We start from the raw sequence: 20,911 nt of genomic DNA, 5'->3' as shown, positions 1-20,911 counted from the left end.
CGCTTTATTAAAACAGGAACACATGAAGACTTCTAAATGCATTACCTGTCTACCTCTCCTAAAACAATATCTATAGAGCCTAAAATAGCTATAAAATCAGCTATAAGACTACCTTTTGATAACTCGGAAATAATAGAAAGGTTTACAAAACAACAAGACCTTGATTTACAACGGAAAGGAACATCCGTTTTACCATCAGCCCGGAAATAAAAGCCGAGCTCACCTTTAGGGTTTTCTGCTCTGGTATATATTTCTTGCGCTTTTGGCCTTATCTTTTTAGGTACTAACGCATGAGGATCAAAATCAGGAGTTCGCTTATGCTCGCCTGTAAGCTTTTCTACGCACTGCTCTATAATCTTCAAAGATTCTTTTACCTCCAGCACCCTAACATAAGTTCTGTCCCAGCAATCTCCTTTGGTTCCCATCAAACCTTCTCCTACAGGGATATCAAAATCAATTTCAGGATATACTGAATAGGCATCTACCTTACGCAAGTCATACCTTAAGCCAGAACCTCTGAGCATAGGACCAGTAACACCATAATTTATGGCAAGATCTAAAGGCAAAACACCCACATTGGCAGTTCGCTCTACAAATATTTTATTATCAATAATCAGTCGTTTCAGTTCTTCCAGTTTAGGACGGAAATAATCAACGAACTGCTTACACCTTTCTTCAAAGCCTACTGGCAAATCATAAAACACACCACCTACCCAAACATAATTATAGAGCATTCTGGCTCCACTGGCCCATTCTAACAACCTAATAATATGCTCTCTATCGCGCATCATCCACAGAAATGGGGTAAATGCTCCGATATCCATCGCATAAGTACCTATAGCCACAAAGTGAGAAGCCATACGATTGAGCTCAGCTACTAATACCCTGATATATTCTACTCGCTTAGGTATTTTATCGGTTATTCCCAGCATTTTCTCCACCCCCATAGCCCAGGCATGCTCGCTGTTCATGGCGGTTAGATAATCCAGCCTATCTACAAAAGGAATAGTTTGGTTATAGGGCAATGACTCTGCGTGCTTCTCAAAACACCTATGCAAATAACCCAGATGCGGCACCACATCTTTAATGATCTCCCCATCGGTAACCACTTCCATACGGAGCACTCCGTGAGTAGAAGGGTGCTGTGGCCCCAGATTCACAATCATCTCCTCACTTTTCAGATCACCCTGCTGATACTTATTGGGTTCTGATTTTAAGAGATTATCATCCTTATATTGATATTGTACTTGGTTACCCACGAGTTTAATATTCTACTTTTATTCCTCTGTAATATTCCAGATTCTTATAGTCTTTTCTTAATGGATGTCCTTCCCAGTCTGCCGGCATCAGGAGTCTGCGTAGGTCAGGATGCCCTCCAAAGTGGATGCCCAGCAAGTCATAAGTTTCACGCTCGTGCCAGTCTGCAGTTTTCCAAATGCTCACCAAAGAAGATACCACAGGATTTTCTCTTGGCAGGATTACCTTAAGCATGAGCGCATGCTCAAATGGGATAGAATAGAAATTATAGACCACTTCCATAGTGTTAGCCTCCGGTCCGTTATCTACCCCGGTAATGCAAGAAAGCATATCAAAAAACAGACTTTCATTTTTATACAAGGTCTCACTTACCTGAAGCAAATTCTCAGGCTTTATAGTGATCATTTTTGGCGATGCCTCTTCATTTACATCCACTATTACCTCTTCGCCACACACCTCTCGAAGCTTAGCTATTATATCTTCAAACTGCATCTTCCTCCTTATCCATTAGTTCCTCTAAGGCCGTGGGAGCCATTAGTGTTTCGTTTTTTATTTTCTCATGGAGCTTCATAAAGCCACCAATAAGCGCTTCCGGTCTTGGCGGACAGCCTGGCACATACACATCTACAGGTATGATTCTATCCACCCCTTTCACTACATGATAGCCGTGCTCCCAATAAGGACCACCACAGTTAGAGCAAGAGCCCATAGACACCACATATCTGGGTTCTGACATCTGCTCATATAGCCTTCGGATTCTATCAGCCATTTTAAAGGTTACTGTACCTGAAACAATCATAACATCGGCCTGCCTGGGAGAAGCCCGAGGCGCCATACCGAAGCGTTCCATATCATAAGCAGCTGCACCAGTAGTCATAAACTCAATAGCGCAACAAGCCAAACCAAAAGTCATAGGAAACATGGATGATAACCTGGCCCAGTTTAGCAAGTCATCTACCTTAGTTATAATTACACCTCCACTATTAAATTGCTTATCCAGTAATCCCATAATTTCTATCTATTTTCAGCTTTTAGTGGATTGGTATTTTTTGTTGATGTTTTCATATAAATCTTCCGGAACAGGAGATTTAAAGTCAGAAGGAGTAACGTTTGCTCTAGGCCATTCCAGATAGCCCTTTACCCAGGCATAGGCAAGGCCCAGCGCCAGAATAAAGATAAACACAAACATTTCTATTATTGAAAACCAGCCCCAAAGGCCATCTGTAGCTTCTATATAATCGGCATTACCAAATACGGTAGCCCAGGGAAATACAAATACTATTTCTACCTCAAAGAGTAAAAACAACAAAGCCACTACGTAAAATCGGATATTAAAGCGACTCCACCCTGATCCGATAGGCTGCTCACCACTCTCGTAAGATTCTAATTTTTGAGCATTAGGTCTGTGCGGATGTATTAACTTGGAGCTAAAAAGGCCTCCCAGCACAAAAACACACCCTCCTATGAGGAATATCAACACCTCTCCAAAAGCTGATATCTGTTCGTTTTCCATTATTCAACCAAAGATAATAAACAGATTGATGTTTCATCACAGAAACAACGGTTTTTCGAGCATTATTAAAATCACTAAACTCTATGATTTAATAAGTATTATTGATAAAAATCAGTAATCCAAAGGCCTATAATTGACGTTATTTGTAGTAGAAATAAACGAAAAGACTAAGACTATGAAGAATAAAGAGATTATTGACAAATTGAATGTATTGCTTGCTGACTACCAAATTTACTACCAAAACCTAAGAGGTTTCCATTGGAACATTCAGGGTAAGCATTTCTTTCAATTACATGAAAAATTTGAAGAGTTATACCTTGATTCAGCACAAAAGATAGATACTATCGCCGAAAGGATACTCACTATTGAAGGCAAACCATTACACGCCTTTGATGATTACATTGCCACAGCCACCATCAAAGCAAAAAAAGATGTACATGATGGCGAAGGAGCTGTATCTGGAATTATAGATGATCTTAATAACATAGTGAGCTATGAAAGAGAGATTAAAGAACTAGCTGCTGCATCTGGAGATGATGCTACAGAAGATCTGATGACCGGATTTATTGACGAGCAAGAAAAAACTTTATGGATGATGAAAGCGTGGTTGAAATAAACCCGCGCACTTTAGCCTAATCTGAAAAAGGCTGTTTCAAAAGTAACCATTAAGCGAGGTTGAGGTGCTCAAAATCTTCTTTATATTGAATAGGAAGACATTTCGAGTTCCTTAACCTGACTTTCACTAATCTGGCTACTACATTTGAAGACAGCCTTTTTTTTATTTTTTTACTTTTCAAAAAACCTACTGACATAGGGCTGTCACTAGCCCGTGTTTTCTTTGAGTTTTAAACTAAAACAATTAGAAAATATGGAACTCATACCACTATTATTAAGTGAAATGCAAGAAGAAGCAGTGACCACTAAAAAAATGTTAGAGCGCATTCCCCAAGATCAGCTAGATTTTAAACCACATGAAAAGAGCATGCTCATGCGATACCTGGCCACACACATAGCCGAGCTACCCACCTGGGTATCAATGGCACTAAACTCAGATGGCATAGACTTCGATCAAAATAATTTTGAGCCTACCGAGATTAAAAGCACGGAAGAACTGATGAAAATTTATGAAGACTCATTAGCCTCTGGCATGGAAACACTCAAAAAAGCCGATGAATCTACCTTTAAACAAGAATGGATAATGAGAAAAGGCGATACTATTCTCTATAAAGATGATAAATATGGCGTAATGAGAATGGCTTTATGCCAAATAGTGCATCATCGTGCTCAGCTGGGTGTATATCTAAGATTATTAAATATACCCATACCAGGAAGCTACGGCCCCAGCGCTGACGAAAACCAGTTTAACTAATATTTCTGTGGGCTGCTCTAACCAGAGTAGGCCCACGCTGTTTCATAAGCAATAGTTAACTGATTATATTGCGATCAAAATTGCTTATCTAATGACAGAACCTAAAGTAGTGCTCATTCTTGGAGCCAACTCTGATGTAGCCAAAGAAGCCCTGAAAATATATATTCAGGAAAAAAACTATACTGTAATAGCGGCATCAAGAAATACCGATCAGCTCAGAGAGTACGTAGCGACTAATGACTTACCAACTGAAAAGGTAAAGATTCTAAAATTTGATGCTACTGATTTTGACAGTCATAAGCAATTTTATGACAACCTGCCTGCTAAACCTCACATAGTAGTTTATGCTGCCGGCTATTTAAAAGATAATGAAGAGGCCTTAAGAGATTTTGATGGTGCCTTCCAAATGATGAAAGTACACTATGCAGGAGCTGTCTCTATCCTCAATATTATATGTATGGATGAAACCAATAATCGTCTTGAACAAATTATCGGCCTATCATCTCTTTCTGGCGTACGTGGAAGAAAGAGCAATTTCATCTACGGCAGCACCAAAGCCGCCTTCACTCAATATTTCGCAGGCATGCGTCAATACCTTTTCCCTAGAAAAATCAAGGTGAACGTAATAGTAGCCGGCTACATCCGCAGTAAAATGACAGAGGGCTTAGACCTTACAGAATCTCTAATGCTTGAGCCAGAATTTATAGCCCGTGCAGTGGTGAAAGCCAATAAAAGGTTCATTATAGTGCCTGGTTACAAATGGAAAGCCATATATCACATTTTACGGATGTTGCCAGAGCAGCTCGTTGCCAGACTACCTTAATTTCTGTCCATGTTCAGCTACTTGCTTCACCCATTTGGCCCTTTGCTCAGAAGAGGACCCTTTTACTACTGAGAAACGGGTAACTTTAACAGGACCGACTCCACAAAATTGCAATACGCCCTTTTTAAACTGATTAATAGTAGGCCTCTTCATATAGAGATAATCATACCAGGCAGGAGTATCTGAGGTGATAATCATATGCCCAGTTTTTCCTTTCAATAATTTTTTTGGCAATGGCTTACCTGCGACATTTTCATAAGTAATACCGGGAAGAAATGTTCGATCTATAAATCCTTTCATTATGGCAGGGTACCCACTCCACCATACAGGAAACACCCACACCAGATGATCAGCCCAATGAATATCTTCAATAGCGCTCACCAAATCTGGCTCCAGCTCCATACGCTTCCTATATCCGTATTGTAAATTAGGGTTGAAATTCAGCGCACCAATATTAAGCACCGTCACCTCCGCTCCGGCCTCCCTGGCTCCTGCCTCATACGCCTGAGACAAAGCAAAATCAAAACTCTCAGCATCAGGATGGCCGTTAATAACCAATATCTTCTTCATCTTTTTTTTAGGCAAAAGAAGATCACCTTCCCTCAATGTGAAAGGACATATGTCTAATTCGTCATAGCCTTTCTAATTCTACTCAAATGCCTTTGAGTAATACCCAAATAAGAAGCCAAGTAGTTAAGAGGTACCAACTGCAAAAACTCAGCATGATTATTAATAAGATCTTCATAGCGCTTTTCGGCGCTTTCTTTCTGAAACAGAAAAAATCTCTTTTCCATGCGCACAAACTCGGCTTCAGCAAAATACTTCAACAATCTCAACCAGTTTCCCCCTGTTGATTCAAGCTCATTGAATAGAGTTCTTCGAAAAACAATCACTTCTGCATCTGTTAGTGCCTGAATATTTTCCTGAGTCTTTTCCTGTGTAATAAATGATGAATAGGCCGTAACAAAAGAGTTCTCAAAGAGAAGGCAATAGGTGACATCCTCCGCCCCACTAGAATAATAAAAAGACCTGAAAATTCCTGAATTCACAAATGCCACCTCATCACTCACAGCCCCCTGACGTATAAAAAATTCACCTTTCTTTATTTCCTTTTTTACACCTTGCTTGTAAAGCCATTCTATCTCCGCATCAGTGAGAATATTCAACCCTTTTAGATAGTCCCTCATAATATTTTGCTTTCATGAATTTTCAACAAACATATGAAATGATTTTACTATCGAAACTTATATTTTACCACTACTAACTACTATTTCCCTCAACCAATATTTAAAATTAATCGTAATCTTGGCCTATTAATGATTGGTCATTAATTTTGCGTTGCTTCTATATCTGATTTCAGCAGAAGCATTTTTTTAACTTATAAACCTTTCACTTTTTTCAAGAAAAGGCATTGTAATTTAAATAGAAAGAAGGAGCCTAAACCTTTGACCCTCAACCTATAACACAGTAAAGGCTAAAAACTTCAAACTATTGTAAATGAAACCAAAATAAGAAATCAGCTAGCCCCTTTAGGGAATAACTTCAGCAAACCATTTCACTCTTTTTTAGAATAAATACAGGAAGTACCCGCCCCTATTATCAGCGGCAGGGTATACCTAATTATTCTATAAATATGAGTTCTAAAAAACTAACAAAACCGAGTACATTACTCTCAGCAACAGTAAAAAATGAATCAATTTGACAAAAGCAAAATCATCACCTTTGAGCTAGGCTCTGCTAGCTCTATTCAGGAGGCTCTCAATACATATCAGGAAATACTTAACACTAAACAGGCCTTTAGAAGCTCAACTTTTGATGTTGAATTTAAGGCTAAAACCGAAGGTGGAGAAAGGCGCCTGCAAACCAGTGACCCTAAAAACAGAGAGGTTTTAAAAGAGGCTTTATCTTATGGAAACGAAGATTTCTATACTGAAGAACCCATTGAAGATAATAAAGAGATTTATCTCTCCGAACCTATATTTTTTGCCTTAGCACTGGAGCATAAAGAAATTCTGCCTGATGTAGTAAAAACAGCAGAAGCCATGGTGGCCGCCATCCGCAGGGTTAATGACACTGATGAGGTATGGGTAGATGACATGCGTGTGTTTGGCGCAGAAGCCTTATTTATGTTAGCCGTTCAGCATCCTGAATATGCTTACCTGCTCGGGTCATACTTTATACCTTACTGGGATCTGGAACATGCTACTGGTTATGAAGATTATTTATTCTCCTTATTAAAAAAATATGGCTGGACCAGAGACCTGATTAAAGCTTTCATATGGTGTGATAATGACCACTTCAGACATCATATGATTGAGCCTTATGAAGTTTTCATGGATTCAGACATAAAACCTAATCCCGCTTTGGGAGATTTCTTAAAAGAAAACCCTGAAGAATACACCTGGTTTAAGCAAGCAATAAAAGAACGCTTTGAAGCCCAACCGATGCTTTGCTACTCAGAAAATACAGTGATTGAAGAAGAAAATCCGGTGCTTGGGCTATATATTTCTCTTTTCTCTCACAACCGCAACAACGAGTACTATGGTGAAGATGAAGATCAAAGCCCCATTTTACAACAACACTTTATTACAGACACGCTGGAAAACGAAGCGATGGACCTGCAATTGGAGATCAAAAAAGCCATTAATGGCCCTTTGATGAAGTATGATGAGCGCACTCAGGTAGATATAGACAGAGAAAACTTTTATAACAGAGATGTATACCGAGGTGATGGCACCAGAGATCTTAAAGAGTTTATTTTAGCCTTACCTAATGGTGAAGCAATATGGGATTATATTGAAAAAGGCGATAATGTAGAGATCCTTAGCCAAATCCCTAAGACGAATATGGTAGCCATAGCTGAGCAACATGCACTCAACTTCTATTATCAAATAACCTATTCCGCTTTCCCTCCTTTCGGCCCTGCGCAAATCAACGAAGAACTTTATAACATCCTCTCTAACATTATATTCGATTTGGATATACAGGAAGAAGATGATGATGACGAAGACGTTCGGGAGTCTGGTAATGGCTTGATTTTGAAAATGACCGTTACCCCAGGTTCTGATGGTCAAAAATCTACTAAAAAAGATAAAAACGAAAAGTTTCTCCGCGTTCTCGATGTATTTTACAGATTAATGGGTGTAAAAGAAATATCCAGTGAAATACGCGACATCATAGCTGATGAAGAGGATTACCATATCATTTCTGAAGAGGATTTTTACAAGCGTTATAGTAAAAAAGCACCTAAAAAAAAGGTGTGGAAGCTTTCTGAAGACGCCTTTGCGCCCGCCAGTGAAGAGCTAGATCATGATGCATTTAACATGGTGAACCGCACCTTAGAGAAAGGTGGCCGTGAAATGTATGATTGCTCTAACTGGAAATCTGACTCACTCAGCACACAAACACTAGCTGCCTATCTACTCAATAAAGACAGAGAGGCTATGGTTTTTGATGAATACTCTCAAAATCTGGTAACCCTGATAGGAAAAGGACCCTGGGAAAGCGCACTTAAAAAGCTGAAAAAACAGATAGACAAAAAGGCAATGTCTGATGAAGAATGGGAACTGATAGCGGACTACTTCACCGCTCCTATGATGCCAAAGGCTAATCAGGATACCATCCTTGACTTACTAAAAGAGTACCTGTACCGTGAAGAGTGCTATAGAGGCAGCATTACGCTGAACAAGTATTCAGAACACCAACCTAGTTATGCTTTATTCTTCTATAAAGATGCTTACCAGCATGTACTATTATGCTGCTATTGGATGAGATTCTTCCCGCCACCATTAAGAATACAGGCTGACAGAATATGGAAACTGATGGTAGCACTGGCTCCTCAAAGAGTCCTCAGGCTCGTTACTAAAATCTATTCTAGTGATTATTCTACCACCAGAATAGAAGATCACACTCAAGAGGAGCGCATATTTGATGAATTAGAAAAGGCAAAGGTTCCAAGAGAACAGGTGGCTGCTTTCCAAATGTCTCAGGCACAAAACACTCACTCTATATCAGAACCTTGCGTGGTAGATAAATACCTATTCTGGCTAGACTTATATGACGAAATAGATGAGGAAAACCCAGGCATGATTGGCGCTTACCGTAAAAATCTGGCTATAGCATTAGACAAAGGTCTTTCTTATATAAATGAGAGCTCTAAAATCAGGTATTACCGTGATCTGGCCTTAAGAAACCCTCGTTTCCCTTTTTCTCAGGATCATGACTTGCTCCGCGCCTTAAAAATATTTGTAGAGTTTAATGCTAAAGAAGAAGAAGCTGTAGATGCAGAAGCTCTTGCCAGCCAAATCATGCAATACATGAATGGTGAAAAGGATTATGCCGTAGTTTCAAAGGCCTTTGAGGAAAAAATTGATGAGAGAGATTGGCAAGTAGAGCCTTCAGAAAGGATAAGCCAGTATTCAGTGGCATCCTTCATCTGGTGGATTGAAAAAGAAAGGCAAGACCGACTGATCACTTTATTAGTAAACCATAGTGCCGATGGATATTCCATACTGGACTATGAACTATTCCCTGCTTATACGCACCAGCTAGTAAGAGAGGAAGAACTCGACATGGAAGAAATGCTCTCTTTATCTCCTGAGCAATACGGTGATGAGATAGATGAATACAAAGCAGGCATGAGAAAAATGCTCATAGACAAGGTGAACGAGCTGGACATTAATCTCGAAAACTGGATTGCATTCCTCCTCAGAGAAGAAGAAAACGATGAATATAATGAGGTGATTATATCATTAGCCAAAGAAGGAAAAATAGCTCCATTCTTAGGTAAGGCAGGACTAAAACACAGGATGCAACTGGTTACCACACTGGCTGAAGCGGGAGAAAAAGCCCTTTTAAAAGATTTTGAAAATGACCCTTCAAGAAAAATAAGGGACATGGTAAAACACTATAACTGATACATAAATGGCTTTTGAAGAAAAGACTCCTAAATACATCATTCATTATTCTCCCAATGACGTCACTTCTATTAGAGACGGGCTCACCACTTATGGTGAGCTGGTAGAATCAGAAAAGGCATTTAGCTCAGACTATTGTGTGGTGGTATTTAAACCAGAAGTGGAGGCCATACCTTTAAGCTTTTTTAAAGATCATCCGGCGATTATGAAGTTTCTGGATGAGGCTATATATCCTTGCGAAGAGGAAGAAAAAGAAGATCTGACGACGAATACACTTACAGAAACGTTGTTTTTTGCTTGTGCCTTAATGCACCCTGAGCTTGAAGAAGACATAAAGAAAACCTGCGAAAAATTCGTTGATTTCTCAAGACTCATTAACGACTCCGCTGAAATGTGGATTACCGTAGAGTCTCCCTTCGCTATTTCTCCACTAAAACTTACGGCTACTGTATATCCTAAATACGGCTATCTTATGGCAGGCTTTCTTATCCCTTACTGGGATGATGAGCACATGATGGAGCCACTATTTGAGTTAGACAACTGGGCCAGGCCACTAGGCATTACTGAAGATACACTCAAGGCATTCTGTTATTGTGACAATAGCATGGCTCGGTCATACATGCTAGGATATGATGTTTATAATGGACAAGTTCCAGAAGACGCCATTGGCAGTCATTTCGACCTCATTAGTTTCTTTAGAGAAAAAGAAAGCAACTATCAGCTTTTTAAAGATTTGCTAGTTGAGCGTTTCCAAAATCAGTCGTTCTTACAACATACTGATGACATCAGGTACGTCATTACTAACCCCATAGAGCATATGGTGCAGGAAATGATGGTGCTCCATTATCCTTACGACTCCTGGGATGATGATTTTGACATAGATGAATACCTAACACAAAAGCTAGTAAATAAATCTGCCGAGGAAGAGATCGCGGAGCTCAAAGCTTATGTAGAAGAACGACTAGGCAAACCGATTGTATCCACGTCAGAGCCTCCGCAAGCAGGCAGACAAGGCAAGAAGGAAGTTTCAAAACCTGAACAACCACTTACAAAATGGGAAACCTTCATTAAAAAAGGTTTTGCTTATGGAGAGCCTTTATGGTCTTATATAGAAGAAGGCACAGATCCTTCGATCTTAAAAGCCATTAAGCATAGAGACATTTTTCAACGCGCAGAAGAGGCTAGTTTTGACATTTTAGAAGATTTTGAAGAAGTAGGCTATTCCCTAAGCAGCATGTGGACTGATCTGGAATTTCTATTCAATCCACTTATAAAGCGTTACAAAAAATGGTGCTCTCAAAATGGCATTGAAGCAGAAGAATGTCATGCTATTCTGCTTCGGTTAATAGAGGTCATTTTTCATCTTAATGGCAAAGCGCCATTTCCTCCTACAGTTAAAGATTGTCTTGTTTTCGATCGGAAAATTTGCAGCAAAGAAGAATACGAAACCAGATATGCTACAGATTGGTTAGTTGAATTAGAAACCAAGCTCAACTCATTTGTTAGCCGTAAGAGTACAGTTACTCAAGAATTTCTGCACGAATGCTATAAGTTGATTAGAGACAACCGCAAAGAGGCCAATGAGAAATTGCCTGAAAAGCTGTTCGTAGCTCCTGCGCCCTTTAATGAAGATGATGATGATAACTATACTTCTACACAGCAATATGGTACTGAAGAAGTATCAGTAATAGCTGCCTATATCATACACCGTGAATCTGAAAATACAGAAAGCACCAATATGGTGAGTGCAGCGGCTGATTACCTTAATAAGCACACAGTAGATGCTATTATAAGTGACTTATATCATGACACTGAGTTCCCTCAGCAGTATATCATAGATATGCTACAGTCTGATCAGCCGAACACGCTCACCGAAAGTCACAAAAAGGAAGCCCGAGCACTTATCCCTGTTATGAGCGCCTTTTCTGATTATATTAAAACAGGTGTTTATATTCAAAATGGCAAAAAGTTATCATTAAAGGCAAGTGAAAATGCGGCTTTTGAATCCATAAAAAAGCACCTGAAATATGACGATCATGAGATTTCGGGAAAACAAAAAAATATAGAATGGCTGAGAAACTTCTCTGATAAAACGCAAAAGCTACTCTATACAGCTCACATTGGAGCGCAACATGAAGAGTTAGCGTGTACTGATGCCTTAGGCAGATTATTAAAGCTTGCCTTTCATCTGGCCCCGGTAAGGGTTGTTAACTTGTTATCTAAAGCTTATAAAACTCATGAATATCGCCTCGATCATTCGGGCAATATGCTTAATATGCTCGAGCTCTTTACGCCACAAGGGCTTTCTGATGCTGGCTATTGGGGCTATTTAATAGATGAATATGCTGGTGATGCTGACCCTAACAGAAATGATCACTATAAACTTTTGCTCACCGAATGGGTAGATAGGAAAAAACCAGCCCCTAGTAATCACTTTCTAGCCTCCACCATTCAAGAACAACGCAAAGCTCTTGATGAAGGAGTACTGCTTCTTCCCAGAGACACACAGCTTAAAGTGCTCAATGATGCAGCAAAAGCATTTCCTGAAGATGATTTTACCAGAGACTATGATAACCTACTGACCGACCTTATCTCCAGGCAGCTCAAAAAGGAATTTGTGGTAGAGCACCCGGCTATTTACTTTAAAAACAGGCTTCAATCTGAGAGCATTTATTTTGAGTATATAGAATGGGATAAATGGGGAGGACACCCAGATTTGGTCCATCAAATCCTTAACGAAATAGAGATAAGCAAGCCTGAAGACCTGGCAGACGAGAACCATGCTGAACAGGTAATCAACCTAAAAGAATGGGGACATCTTGTTTTACAAAAACAGGGTAATAAGCTCGTTCCTGTATATGGAAAAGACTTATTATGGCTTATCCAAAAAGGTTTTAATGCAGAAAACATACATCAGGCGCGCACTAAACTGATCATAATAGACACCTCTTGCCCACAAGCTAACTATGAAGAACTGATTGAGTTTTCAAACTCAGACTTTTCTGCACATGTGCTTAGGCAAGCCTTGGGTTATTTGATGGGATTTACACCCCAGGAGCAGGCGGAAAAATTCATCAGGCATGGTATCAATAACTATTGGTTCCTCAATGGGATGAAAAATTATTACGACATAACTATTTCTGAGCTGATCCTTAAAACCAAGTTTCAACTGCAGATGGCTACCTTCCGTATGCTCGGCATGATTTCATATAAGCACCTGCAAATGGATTTGGGCATTCAGGATAGCGCCTATTTTGATATGCTAATGAGCATGAACGTTGATAGAAAGGCCATTTTCAAAAAACTGGTCAGTGAAAATAACATCTCGTTCATTAACAATCTGGCCAAAAGAACTGACATCAGGGCTTATGTATTAGAAGAGAAAATAGCCACGCAGTTACCTCTACTTTCGTCATTAGTTCACCTACCTGGTTATCATGCTTTTATACTGAGCCTTGCCAACAGCGAATCCTTAAAACTCAAGGATCATGTGCAGATGCTTATAGAAAGATATAAGCTCAAGCCTGATACTAATACGGCCTTCCACATAGTAGACTATGGCGTGTATGTAATGGGAGGAAATACTGATCCTGAAAGTGGCTCTACCAATAAAACTGCCACTGAGCCAGAATGCACTAACCAAACTACAGAAATTAATGCGGAAGTAGGCATGTACTTTGGATTCCGATTTACAGCTACTGACCCTGAAAATGCTCCAAAAGTACTGGTGCATGATGTTAAGGTAAAACATCCGACTATAGACCCTGAAACCAAAGAAATAAAATACCAGACATCGGGCTGGCAACAGAATGGCTATAGCAATTCGAATATTTTCTTAGGCTGGTTCTTTGAAACAGAGGAGGAATTAATACCTGGCGAATATCAATTCACCGCACTAGATACTGATGGCAATATACTCGCAGAAAAAAGTTTTAGCGTATCCTAATTATTATTTTAACAGGAGTTCTGAATGCTCGGAACTCCTGTTAAATTTTATAAAATTCTGTTATCAATGATGGGTTAGATTACGCTTCCTCCTTATCAGACTCCTCTTCCTTCTTCCAAAAGGCCAAACAAATGCCACCCGAAATGAACATGGCCACCAGCACTCCCAGTATCAACACATAATAACGATCACGGAAAAGATCATCTGAATCATAGCCAAAAATAAATATCAGTGAAAGTATAAAAACCACATCAAGACCTAATTGAATAAGCCAATAGGCTATTTTTCCTTTCTTGGTTAATTTCTCTATAAAAAATCTATCCAGCATTCTTTTATCATTCAATAGTTAAATTGCTAAGCTAATTTTTTAGAGGTAGATGGGCAAGTAGTGGTTAAGTCAGCCACAGAATCAACCGTCCACCAATGTTAATTGATGGATTTCTCCTGCTCCGAAATTTCTCTATATGAACTAAAAAACAGAAATGCCTGGACGCAATTAATTACTCCCAGGCAAAAATTTGCTCAGCCAATGAATCAATAACATTCTATTCTTCCTTATTTTGCTTAATTAAATAAGCCATCTTCTGATTAAAAACTGGCAATTTATCACCCAAAGAAGAAAAGAAGTCAATATCCGAACGCTCAATAGCCGCCAAAGCTTCTTGAAGAACATTTGCACCCGCCTCCGTTAATTGAATCACCTTTGCCCTGGTATCAGTAGGGTGCTCCCTTCTACTGATAAACTTCTTTTCCTGCAAAGTCCTTAGCACTTTAGAAACCATCATTCTATCAGAATTACTTTGGTTTGCTATGTCTATTTGTGTTACTGCATCACTCTTTTTTGACAGCCATCCCAATGCAGCCAGCAAAACAAATTGAGTAGAAGTTAAATTTAAAGGATCTAACACCTTCTTTTGGTTGCGCTGCCATAATTGAGTTAACTGCCCCAATAAATAACCAGGGCTATCTTCCGGACGTTTAAATTGAAAATCGATCTCTTTATGCATATTGATGTTGAAGCATTTGTGATGATATTAAATCAAAGTCATGTTTATTGATCTCAAAAAAACCAAAACGAAATGGATATCCCCAACTTTTTTTATTTAGAATAAATTCTAATTCCTCAATCAACGGAAGAATTGAAATGTCACTACTATCTAAAAACTCAATATTTCTCCTTGAAGGACAGAAACCTTCCGACGCCTGATATTGATATACTTCATCATCTAAAACCTTACCTAATGCAGTAAATTGCTGACATTTTTCTGGCCTACCTAAGGTTTGCTTACTAGAATAATAAATCACAAAATCACCCTTCTTCATTCTTTTTAAAGGAGCAGCTTTACCATGACAAGTCTGCGCAATACCCTGAGTAATTCCACTTTTTACATGATCTTTTGAAGCTACTGCAAGCCAGTATTTAGTTACGCATTCCATATGACTATTTCGGATCTAAAAAAGTTAGTTTATAACCATCAATGTCTTTAACATGAAAAGCTCTACCAAAAGGAGTATCAAAAATAGGCTGAACAGTGGCCACCCCATTTGATATGAATTTGGCATTCAGTTGGTCTAAATCTTCGCTTACCGCAAACCAAAGAGCAACACCAACACCCAATTCCTTTTCATCAATCGGCTCAAGTGGTGTGCGAATGGCAAAACTAGCCTCACCTTGATTGTATTTAAACACACAAGCCTGTGGATTAGAATTATCTATTTCAAAGCCTAATTTCTCTGTGTAAAATTCCTTTGAAGCATCCAAATTAGTTACCTGAAGTGAAGCAAATGTTAATTGTCTCATTATGTTATCATTTTTGTAGCCACAAATATAATATACATGACAACATTACAAAAACAATTCTTCCGCATTTTTTTAAGAATCTATAAATCAGCATTAAATGATTGGGAGAATACCAAAATAATAATAGGCTGGAGGGTATTTATAACAAGGATTATCAATAAGACAAAGGCTCTTGTTTTACATGTCTGATACGTAAAACTCTAATTTCTTTCTCTGTAAACTTGTAAGCTACGCGATAACTATAATTTTCAAAAGCTGTAAAACAGCCATTATTATCTTGCTTAAAAGCTGTCTTTTGGGTAACGTTCAGAGTTTTCTTTGGCCTTAAGCAAGGCAGACAAAATGCCATCTTCTAAACGCTCAGCCATCTGGTAAGATTCTACACTTATTCTTTTCAAGGCCCTTTGCAAAAAATCAACAGGCCTTTGGTTCCATACTATTTTTCTTTCCATGAGCCGATCCTTTTCACGGCATCATCATGGGACAAGTAATCACCTGCTTCTATCTGCGCATCCGCCTCTTCTATTTCGGCATTATATTGCTCTAAAGTCGCACGCTGGTGTTCCTCCTTCCACTTGGTCAACTCTGCAATTACAGATTTATCCTGTAATGAAGCCATCCACTCTAATAATTCTAACTTCTGTATTTGTGTCTTACTCATAGTTTAATTCATTTACTACAAATAACGATTATTTATCATTATTAGATCATTCAATGGAGATTGTTGTGTAGTATATTTCGTGATCTTTTCAATTAATTATAGAGTACCTGTTAAACATATTCATCCTCAAATTATTTCAGCACCCCCCATCGTCAATCAGCCTCGTATATTTTTCTATATTAATACTCTCATTTAATATTTCTATTAATGATGACTTAATAAGAAGAAATAAAATAATTACCCTGCCCAGCCATCTCTATCCAGACTACGGTACTGAATGGCTTCGGCCAGGTGTTCTATTCTTATTTCATCAGTGCCTGCCAGGTCGGCTATGGTGCGAGACACTTTCAGGATACGGTCATAGGCTCTGGCAGAGAGGCCTAACTTTTCCATGGCGGTTTTTAATAATGTACGGCCGGCTTCATTGATATCACATACCTCTTTCACCATTTGAGAAGGCATCATGGCATTGCAATAGATAGCTGGTGTCTCCTTAAAGCGCTCTATCTGTTTATCTCGCGCTTGTATCACCCTATCTCTGATCTCTTCGCTGCTTTCGGTTTTTCTATTAGCCGTCATTTCATCAAATGATACCGGAGTCACTTCTACATGCAGATCAATCCTGTCTAGTAAAGGGCCGCTTACTTTGCTGAGATAACGCTGCACCACACCAGGAGCACATACACATTCCTTTTCAGGATGGTTATAATATCCACAAGGACATGGATTCATACTGGCTATCAGCATAAAATTAGCGGGGTAGTCTAGCGAAATACGAGCTCGCGAAATGGTGACTCTACGCTCTTCCATAGGCTGACGCATTACCTCTAAAACAGTTCGCTTAAATTCTGGCAATTCATCTAAGAACAATACTCCGTTATGAGCTAACGAAATTTCTCCAGGTTGTGGGTTCCCTCCGCCACCTACCAAAGCCACATCACTAATGGTGTGGTGAGGGGCACGATATGGCCTTGTTGATATAAGACTGGCCTTAGCTCCCAGCTTACCTGCCACAGAATGTATTTTAGTAGTTTCCAGTGCTTCCACCAGAGACAAAGGAGGCAAAATGGATGATAACCGCTTGGCCAGCATGGTTTTTCCAGCCCCGGGAGGACCTATCATAATAGCATTATGGCCGCCAGCTGCGGCAATTTCCAATGCCCTTTTTATATTTTCCTGACCTTGAACATCTTTAAAGTCGAAATCATAATTATTTAGCTCAGCCATAAACACATCTCGAGTGTCTATCACTAAAGGTTCTATTTGCAGATCGCCCTCAAAAAAGTCTACTGCTTCTTTAATATTCTCTACTCCAATTATATCCAGATCATTGACAATGGCTGCTTCTCTGGCATTTTCTTTAGGTAGGATAAAGCCCTTAAATTTATTCTTTCGGGCTTCAATAGCTATAGGCAAAACGCCTTTTATAGGCCTCAGCTCACCATCTAATGACAACTCGCCCATGATAACATATTGGGAAAGCTTTTCTGCCACTATCTGATCCGAAGCTTGTAAAATGCTTAACGCGATAGGCAAATCATAGGCACTGCCTTCCTTTTTAATATCAGCAGGAGCCAAATTCACCACCACCTTTTGGCGAGGCATTCTAAATCTATGGAATTTCACCGCTGATTCCACGCGGTGCTCACTCTCTTTTACAGCACTGTCAGGCAGGCCACTCATAAAAAACTTGGTGCCCTGCCCCACATTTACTTCTATGGTAATAATTTTCGCATCAACTCCGTAAACTGCCGCTCCAAAAGTCTTTGCTAACATAATTACACCATTTTTTCGATGAGCATAATAAGAATATGTATTATTTTGATGTGTACTTCCTGGATTCTATCTGCATAACCATAATGAGGCACACGAATTTCCAGATCAGCCATTTCACCTAGCTCGCCACCACCATTACCGGTAAGGGCCACTACTTTTACGCCTTTACTTCTGGCTACACGAGCTGCTTCCAGAATGTTTTTAGAATTTCCGCTGGTGCTTATCGCTAAAAGCACGTCATTTTCTACTCCTAAAGCTTCCACAAAACGAGAAAAAACCTTATCATATCCATAATCATTACCTACGCAGGTAATATGACTGGAATCTGAAATGGCCACTGCGGGCAAGGGTTTTCTTTCATCACGAAAACGGCCTGTAAGCTCTTCTGCAAAATGCATGGCATCACAGTGCGAACCTCCGTTACCACAAGATATGGCTTTGCCACCTTTCTTAAAGCTTTCTACAAACAAGTTAGCTGCGCGCTCTATCTTTTGAATGTTTGAAGTGTCGGTTAAAAAATCGTCTAACACATCAGAAGCCTGCAATAGCTCCTGCTTTATCAACTGTAAGTTACTCATAAATAATTATTGATCTTTCTCTTCCTCTTTATCCCCTTCTGCTATGGTGCTTGTAGTTCTTTGAGAACCGCTTACAGATTGTAAATCAAACATTTTTGCCTTGAGGGAATTTATCTCATGTTCTAGTTTTTCTTTCTCTTTTTTATGTGATCTGACAGTCATTGTGACCAGCACCACATCTACAAAAAATAATATCAGTCCCAGGATGGTAACATAAATCATGAGATCCATATGCCCCCTCAAATTAATAAGAAACTCAAAGTCCTCTGACTTATAGTTTACATAGATCGAGGCTAGTAACAGGGAGACATGAAATAAAAAATAGATAAGATAAAATATAGACTTCGGCTTCTTCATAAATTAATACATTGAAAGAGGGCAAATTATAGAATTATTACTTTCGTTAAAATTAAAAATACAAAAATTAATCAAGTATTCTGCATCAGATTTAGCTTTTTATACACACCTTCCTGGCTCAATAATTCGGCATGAGAACCGCGTTCTATCACCTTTCCGTCCTGTATTACTACTATTTCGTCAGCATACTGTATGGTACTTAATCTGTGTGCTATTACCAGAGATGTTCTGTTCTTCATAAGGTTAGAAAGTGCATCCTGAACCAGCCTTTCAGATTCCGAATCAAGCGCTGAAGTGGCTTCATCCAAAATCAATATTGGTGGATTTTTCAACACGGCTCTTGCTATGCTTATTCTCTGTCTTTGCCCGCCGGAAAGTTTCATACCTCTATCTCCGATATTGGTATCATATCCGTTTTCCATCCCCTCTATAAACTGATGCGCGTTAGCAATTTTAGCCGCTTGTATTACATCCTCTCGCTTAGCATCTTCTAAGCCGAAAGCAATATTGTTAAAAATAGTGTCATTAAAAAGTATAGATTCCTGAGTAACAATACCCATATGCTTTCTAATGGAATCAATGTCATAGTCTCTCAAATCTATTCCATCAATTTTAATGCTTCCACCGGTAGGATCGTAAAAGCGTGGTATCAAATCAGCCAAAGTAGATTTACCTCCACCTGAAGGGCCTACCAGCGCTACCATCTTTCCTTTAGGAATAGTAACATTAATATCACTAAGCACCTTTTCCTTATCATAAGCAAAGTCTACATGCTCAAAAGTGAGTTCATTTTCAAAAGAAGGTAGCACCTGAGCATTAGGCTTGTTGGTAATAGCGGGCGTGGTATCCACCACACTAAAAATTCTCTCTGCAGCTACTAAACCTTTAGGCACGGTAGATATTCCTTGTGAAAAGGCTTTAGCAGGTGAAATAATTTGAGAGAAAATAGCCAAATAAGCAATAAACTGACTTGCATTCAATGAAGCATCATTTTCTAACACCAAGCTACCACCATAATATAAAATGATGGTGACTATACCTACGCCTAGCACTTCAGAGATAGGTGATCCCATTTCTTTTCTGTGTGCATAAGAAAGGTTCACTTTTTTAAAGAAGTCCGTTTCATCATCCATCTTCTTTCTTACATAATTCAAAGCATTAAAAGCCTTCACTATGCGAATGCCCCCTAAGGTCTCATCTAAAATATTTACTATCCGCCCAAGTGACTCTTGACTTTGAACGGCCTTTCTTTTCAGTTTTTTCACCACATAGCCTAATACACCACCAGAAATTGGCAATATTAATATAGTGAATAAAGTAAGCTTATATGAAATAGCAAAAAGTGTAATAAAGTAAAATACCACCTGAACAGGCTCTCTTAATAATGATTTGGGGCTATTCAAAACCGAATTTTCCACCTCCTGTACATCATTGGTGATACGAGACATGAGGTCTCCTTTTCTTTCATTAGAGAAAAAGCCTAGATGCATGATTGATACCCTATTATAAATGGCCATTCTTAAATTCTTGATCACATCTAGCCTTACTCTGGCACTTACAATAGCCGCCAGGTACCTAAACACATTGGTTAGCAACACAGAAACGACCACTACCAGACATACGAACATTAGGGCCTCTTTTTTACCCTGATTTTCTACTATGGTAGTAAAATAATAATTGAAATAATCTGTGGCGTAATCTAATGACAGCGAAAATTCAGTTGGTTTTTCAAATTGCTTTACCGTATCCTGCCCAAAAAGTACATTGAGCAAAGGAATAAGCATGGCAAAATTTACTACACTAAAGGCCGCACTAAGAAATATATATAATACATATTGAGGAAATAGCACTTTTAAATGGTGCGCATACCTGAATACTCTAAAGAACAGTTTCATAACTTTTTATTAACCCATT

21 protein-coding genes are annotated in these 20,911 nt (G+C 39.0%); 5 read left to right on the top strand and 16 right to left on the bottom strand.

From position 1 onward, the window contains the following. Nucleotides 1–41: 41 nt before the first annotated feature. From LVD15_RS11090 to LVD15_RS11075, 4 genes are read right to left on the bottom strand one after another with little or no spacing between them, the layout of a single operon-like run. Complete coding sequence (locus LVD15_RS11090; protein WP_305038983.1) at nucleotides 42–1,259, bottom strand: NADH-quinone oxidoreductase subunit D; 1,218 nt, start codon at nucleotides 1,257–1,259, stop codon at nucleotides 42–44. Nucleotides 1,260–1,263: 4 nt separating this feature from the next. Beyond that, a complete protein-coding gene (locus LVD15_RS11085) occupies nucleotides 1,264–1,749 on the bottom strand; it encodes an NADH-quinone oxidoreductase subunit C (protein ID WP_233780400.1) in 486 nt (161 codons plus the stop codon). Next, nucleotides 1,739–2,266: an NADH-quinone oxidoreductase subunit B gene (locus LVD15_RS11080; protein WP_233780399.1), complete on the bottom strand. Its 528-nt coding sequence runs from the start codon at nucleotides 2,264–2,266 to the stop codon at nucleotides 1,739–1,741. The genes LVD15_RS11085 and LVD15_RS11080 overlap by 11 nt, the downstream gene beginning before the upstream one ends. Before the next feature lie 15 nt (nucleotides 2,267–2,281). Beyond that, nucleotides 2,282–2,770: an NADH-quinone oxidoreductase subunit A gene (locus LVD15_RS11075; RefSeq protein ID WP_233780398.1), complete on the bottom strand. Its 489-nt coding sequence runs from the start codon at nucleotides 2,768–2,770 to the stop codon at nucleotides 2,282–2,284. A gap of 175 nt (nucleotides 2,771–2,945) precedes the next feature. Between LVD15_RS11075 and LVD15_RS11070 the strand changes: the two genes are divergently transcribed. From LVD15_RS11070 to LVD15_RS11060, 3 genes are all read left to right on the top strand, one after another. Then, nucleotides 2,946–3,386 carry a Dps family protein gene (locus tag LVD15_RS11070; protein WP_233780397.1) on the top strand — a complete coding sequence of 147 codons (441 nt, stop codon included), beginning with the start codon at nucleotides 2,946–2,948 and terminating at the stop codon, nucleotides 3,384–3,386. A gap of 252 nt (nucleotides 3,387–3,638) precedes the next feature. Next, complete coding sequence (locus LVD15_RS11065) at nucleotides 3,639–4,139, top strand: DinB family protein (RefSeq protein ID WP_233780396.1); 501 nt, start codon at nucleotides 3,639–3,641, stop codon at nucleotides 4,137–4,139. Between the two features lie 91 nt (nucleotides 4,140–4,230). Next, on the top strand, nucleotides 4,231–4,962 hold the full coding sequence (locus LVD15_RS11060; RefSeq protein ID WP_233780395.1) for an SDR family NAD(P)-dependent oxidoreductase: 732 nt from the start codon (nucleotides 4,231–4,233) through the stop codon (nucleotides 4,960–4,962). Here LVD15_RS11060 and LVD15_RS11055 read toward each other — a convergent pair. Continuing rightward, on the bottom strand, nucleotides 4,954–5,532 hold the full coding sequence (locus LVD15_RS11055) for an NAD(P)H-dependent oxidoreductase (protein ID WP_233780394.1): 579 nt from the start codon (nucleotides 5,530–5,532) through the stop codon (nucleotides 4,954–4,956). The genes LVD15_RS11060 and LVD15_RS11055 overlap by 9 nt on opposite strands. A 53-nt stretch (nucleotides 5,533–5,585) precedes the next feature. Then, nucleotides 5,586–6,149 (bottom strand): Crp/Fnr family transcriptional regulator, encoded by a 564-nt coding sequence (locus tag LVD15_RS11050; protein WP_233780393.1) that lies wholly within the window; start codon nucleotides 6,147–6,149, stop codon nucleotides 5,586–5,588. 501 nt (nucleotides 6,150–6,650) lie between these two features. On the opposite strand from LVD15_RS11050, the gene LVD15_RS11045 reads away from it, so the two are divergent. Both LVD15_RS11045 and LVD15_RS11040 read left to right on the top strand, forming a co-directional pair. Further along, the gene (locus LVD15_RS11045) at nucleotides 6,651–9,878 is read left to right on the top strand and encodes a hypothetical protein (protein WP_233780392.1); all 3,228 of its coding nucleotides are present in this window, start codon (nucleotides 6,651–6,653) and stop codon (nucleotides 9,876–9,878) included. Between the two features lie 7 nt (nucleotides 9,879–9,885). Next, on the top strand, nucleotides 9,886–13,824 hold the full coding sequence (locus LVD15_RS11040) for a DUF3859 domain-containing protein (protein WP_233780391.1): 3,939 nt from the start codon (nucleotides 9,886–9,888) through the stop codon (nucleotides 13,822–13,824). Nucleotides 13,825–13,903: 79 nt separating this feature from the next. Here the strand turns inward: LVD15_RS11040 and LVD15_RS11035 are convergent, their stop codons facing one another. The 10 genes from LVD15_RS11035 to LVD15_RS10990 form a co-directional block, all read right to left on the bottom strand. Beyond that, the gene (locus tag LVD15_RS11035) at nucleotides 13,904–14,167 is read right to left on the bottom strand and encodes a hypothetical protein (RefSeq protein ID WP_233780390.1); all 264 of its coding nucleotides are present in this window, start codon (nucleotides 14,165–14,167) and stop codon (nucleotides 13,904–13,906) included. Nucleotides 14,168–14,369: 202 nt separating this feature from the next. Next, nucleotides 14,370–14,831: a MarR family winged helix-turn-helix transcriptional regulator gene (locus tag LVD15_RS11030; protein ID WP_233780389.1), complete on the bottom strand. Its 462-nt coding sequence runs from the start codon at nucleotides 14,829–14,831 to the stop codon at nucleotides 14,370–14,372. Further along, nucleotides 14,824–15,261 (bottom strand): EVE domain-containing protein, encoded by a 438-nt coding sequence (locus LVD15_RS11025; protein WP_233780388.1) that lies wholly within the window; start codon nucleotides 15,259–15,261, stop codon nucleotides 14,824–14,826. Before LVD15_RS11025 ends, LVD15_RS11030 begins: the two co-directional genes overlap by 8 nt. 4 nt (nucleotides 15,262–15,265) lie before the next feature. Next, nucleotides 15,266–15,625, bottom strand: coding sequence for a VOC family protein (locus LVD15_RS11020; RefSeq protein ID WP_233780387.1), 360 nt, complete (start codon nucleotides 15,623–15,625; stop codon nucleotides 15,266–15,268). A gap of 281 nt (nucleotides 15,626–15,906) precedes the next feature. Continuing rightward, nucleotides 15,907–16,077 (bottom strand): hypothetical protein, encoded by a 171-nt coding sequence (locus LVD15_RS11015; RefSeq protein WP_233780386.1) that lies wholly within the window; start codon nucleotides 16,075–16,077, stop codon nucleotides 15,907–15,909. After that, complete coding sequence (locus LVD15_RS11010) at nucleotides 16,062–16,286, bottom strand: hypothetical protein (RefSeq protein ID WP_233780385.1); 225 nt, start codon at nucleotides 16,284–16,286, stop codon at nucleotides 16,062–16,064. Before LVD15_RS11010 ends, LVD15_RS11015 begins: the two co-directional genes overlap by 16 nt. Nucleotides 16,287–16,523: 237 nt before the next feature. Beyond that, entirely contained in the window at nucleotides 16,524–18,062 is a 1,539-nt protein-coding gene (locus tag LVD15_RS11005) for a YifB family Mg chelatase-like AAA ATPase (RefSeq protein WP_233780384.1), read from the bottom strand. Nucleotides 18,063–18,064: 2 nt separating this feature from the next. Next, nucleotides 18,065–18,640 carry a D-sedoheptulose 7-phosphate isomerase gene (gene lpcA / locus LVD15_RS11000; protein ID WP_233780383.1) on the bottom strand — a complete coding sequence of 192 codons (576 nt, stop codon included), beginning with the start codon at nucleotides 18,638–18,640 and terminating at the stop codon, nucleotides 18,065–18,067. Nucleotides 18,641–18,646: 6 nt separating this feature from the next. Beyond that, nucleotides 18,647–18,997, bottom strand: coding sequence for a hypothetical protein (locus tag LVD15_RS10995; protein ID WP_233780382.1), 351 nt, complete (start codon nucleotides 18,995–18,997; stop codon nucleotides 18,647–18,649). Nucleotides 18,998–19,068: 71 nt separating this feature from the next. Beyond that, the gene (locus LVD15_RS10990; RefSeq protein WP_233780381.1) at nucleotides 19,069–20,892 is read right to left on the bottom strand and encodes an ABC transporter ATP-binding protein; all 1,824 of its coding nucleotides are present in this window, start codon (nucleotides 20,890–20,892) and stop codon (nucleotides 19,069–19,071) included. Nucleotides 20,893–20,911 lie beyond the last annotated feature (19 nt).

Source organism: Fulvivirga maritima (assembly GCF_021389955.1).
GTDB classification, from domain to species: domain Bacteria; phylum Bacteroidota; class Bacteroidia; order Cytophagales; family Cyclobacteriaceae; genus Fulvivirga; species Fulvivirga maritima.
The sequence above is the reverse complement of the archived record's forward strand: the minus strand, read 5'-3'. Positions and strand labels throughout refer to the sequence as shown.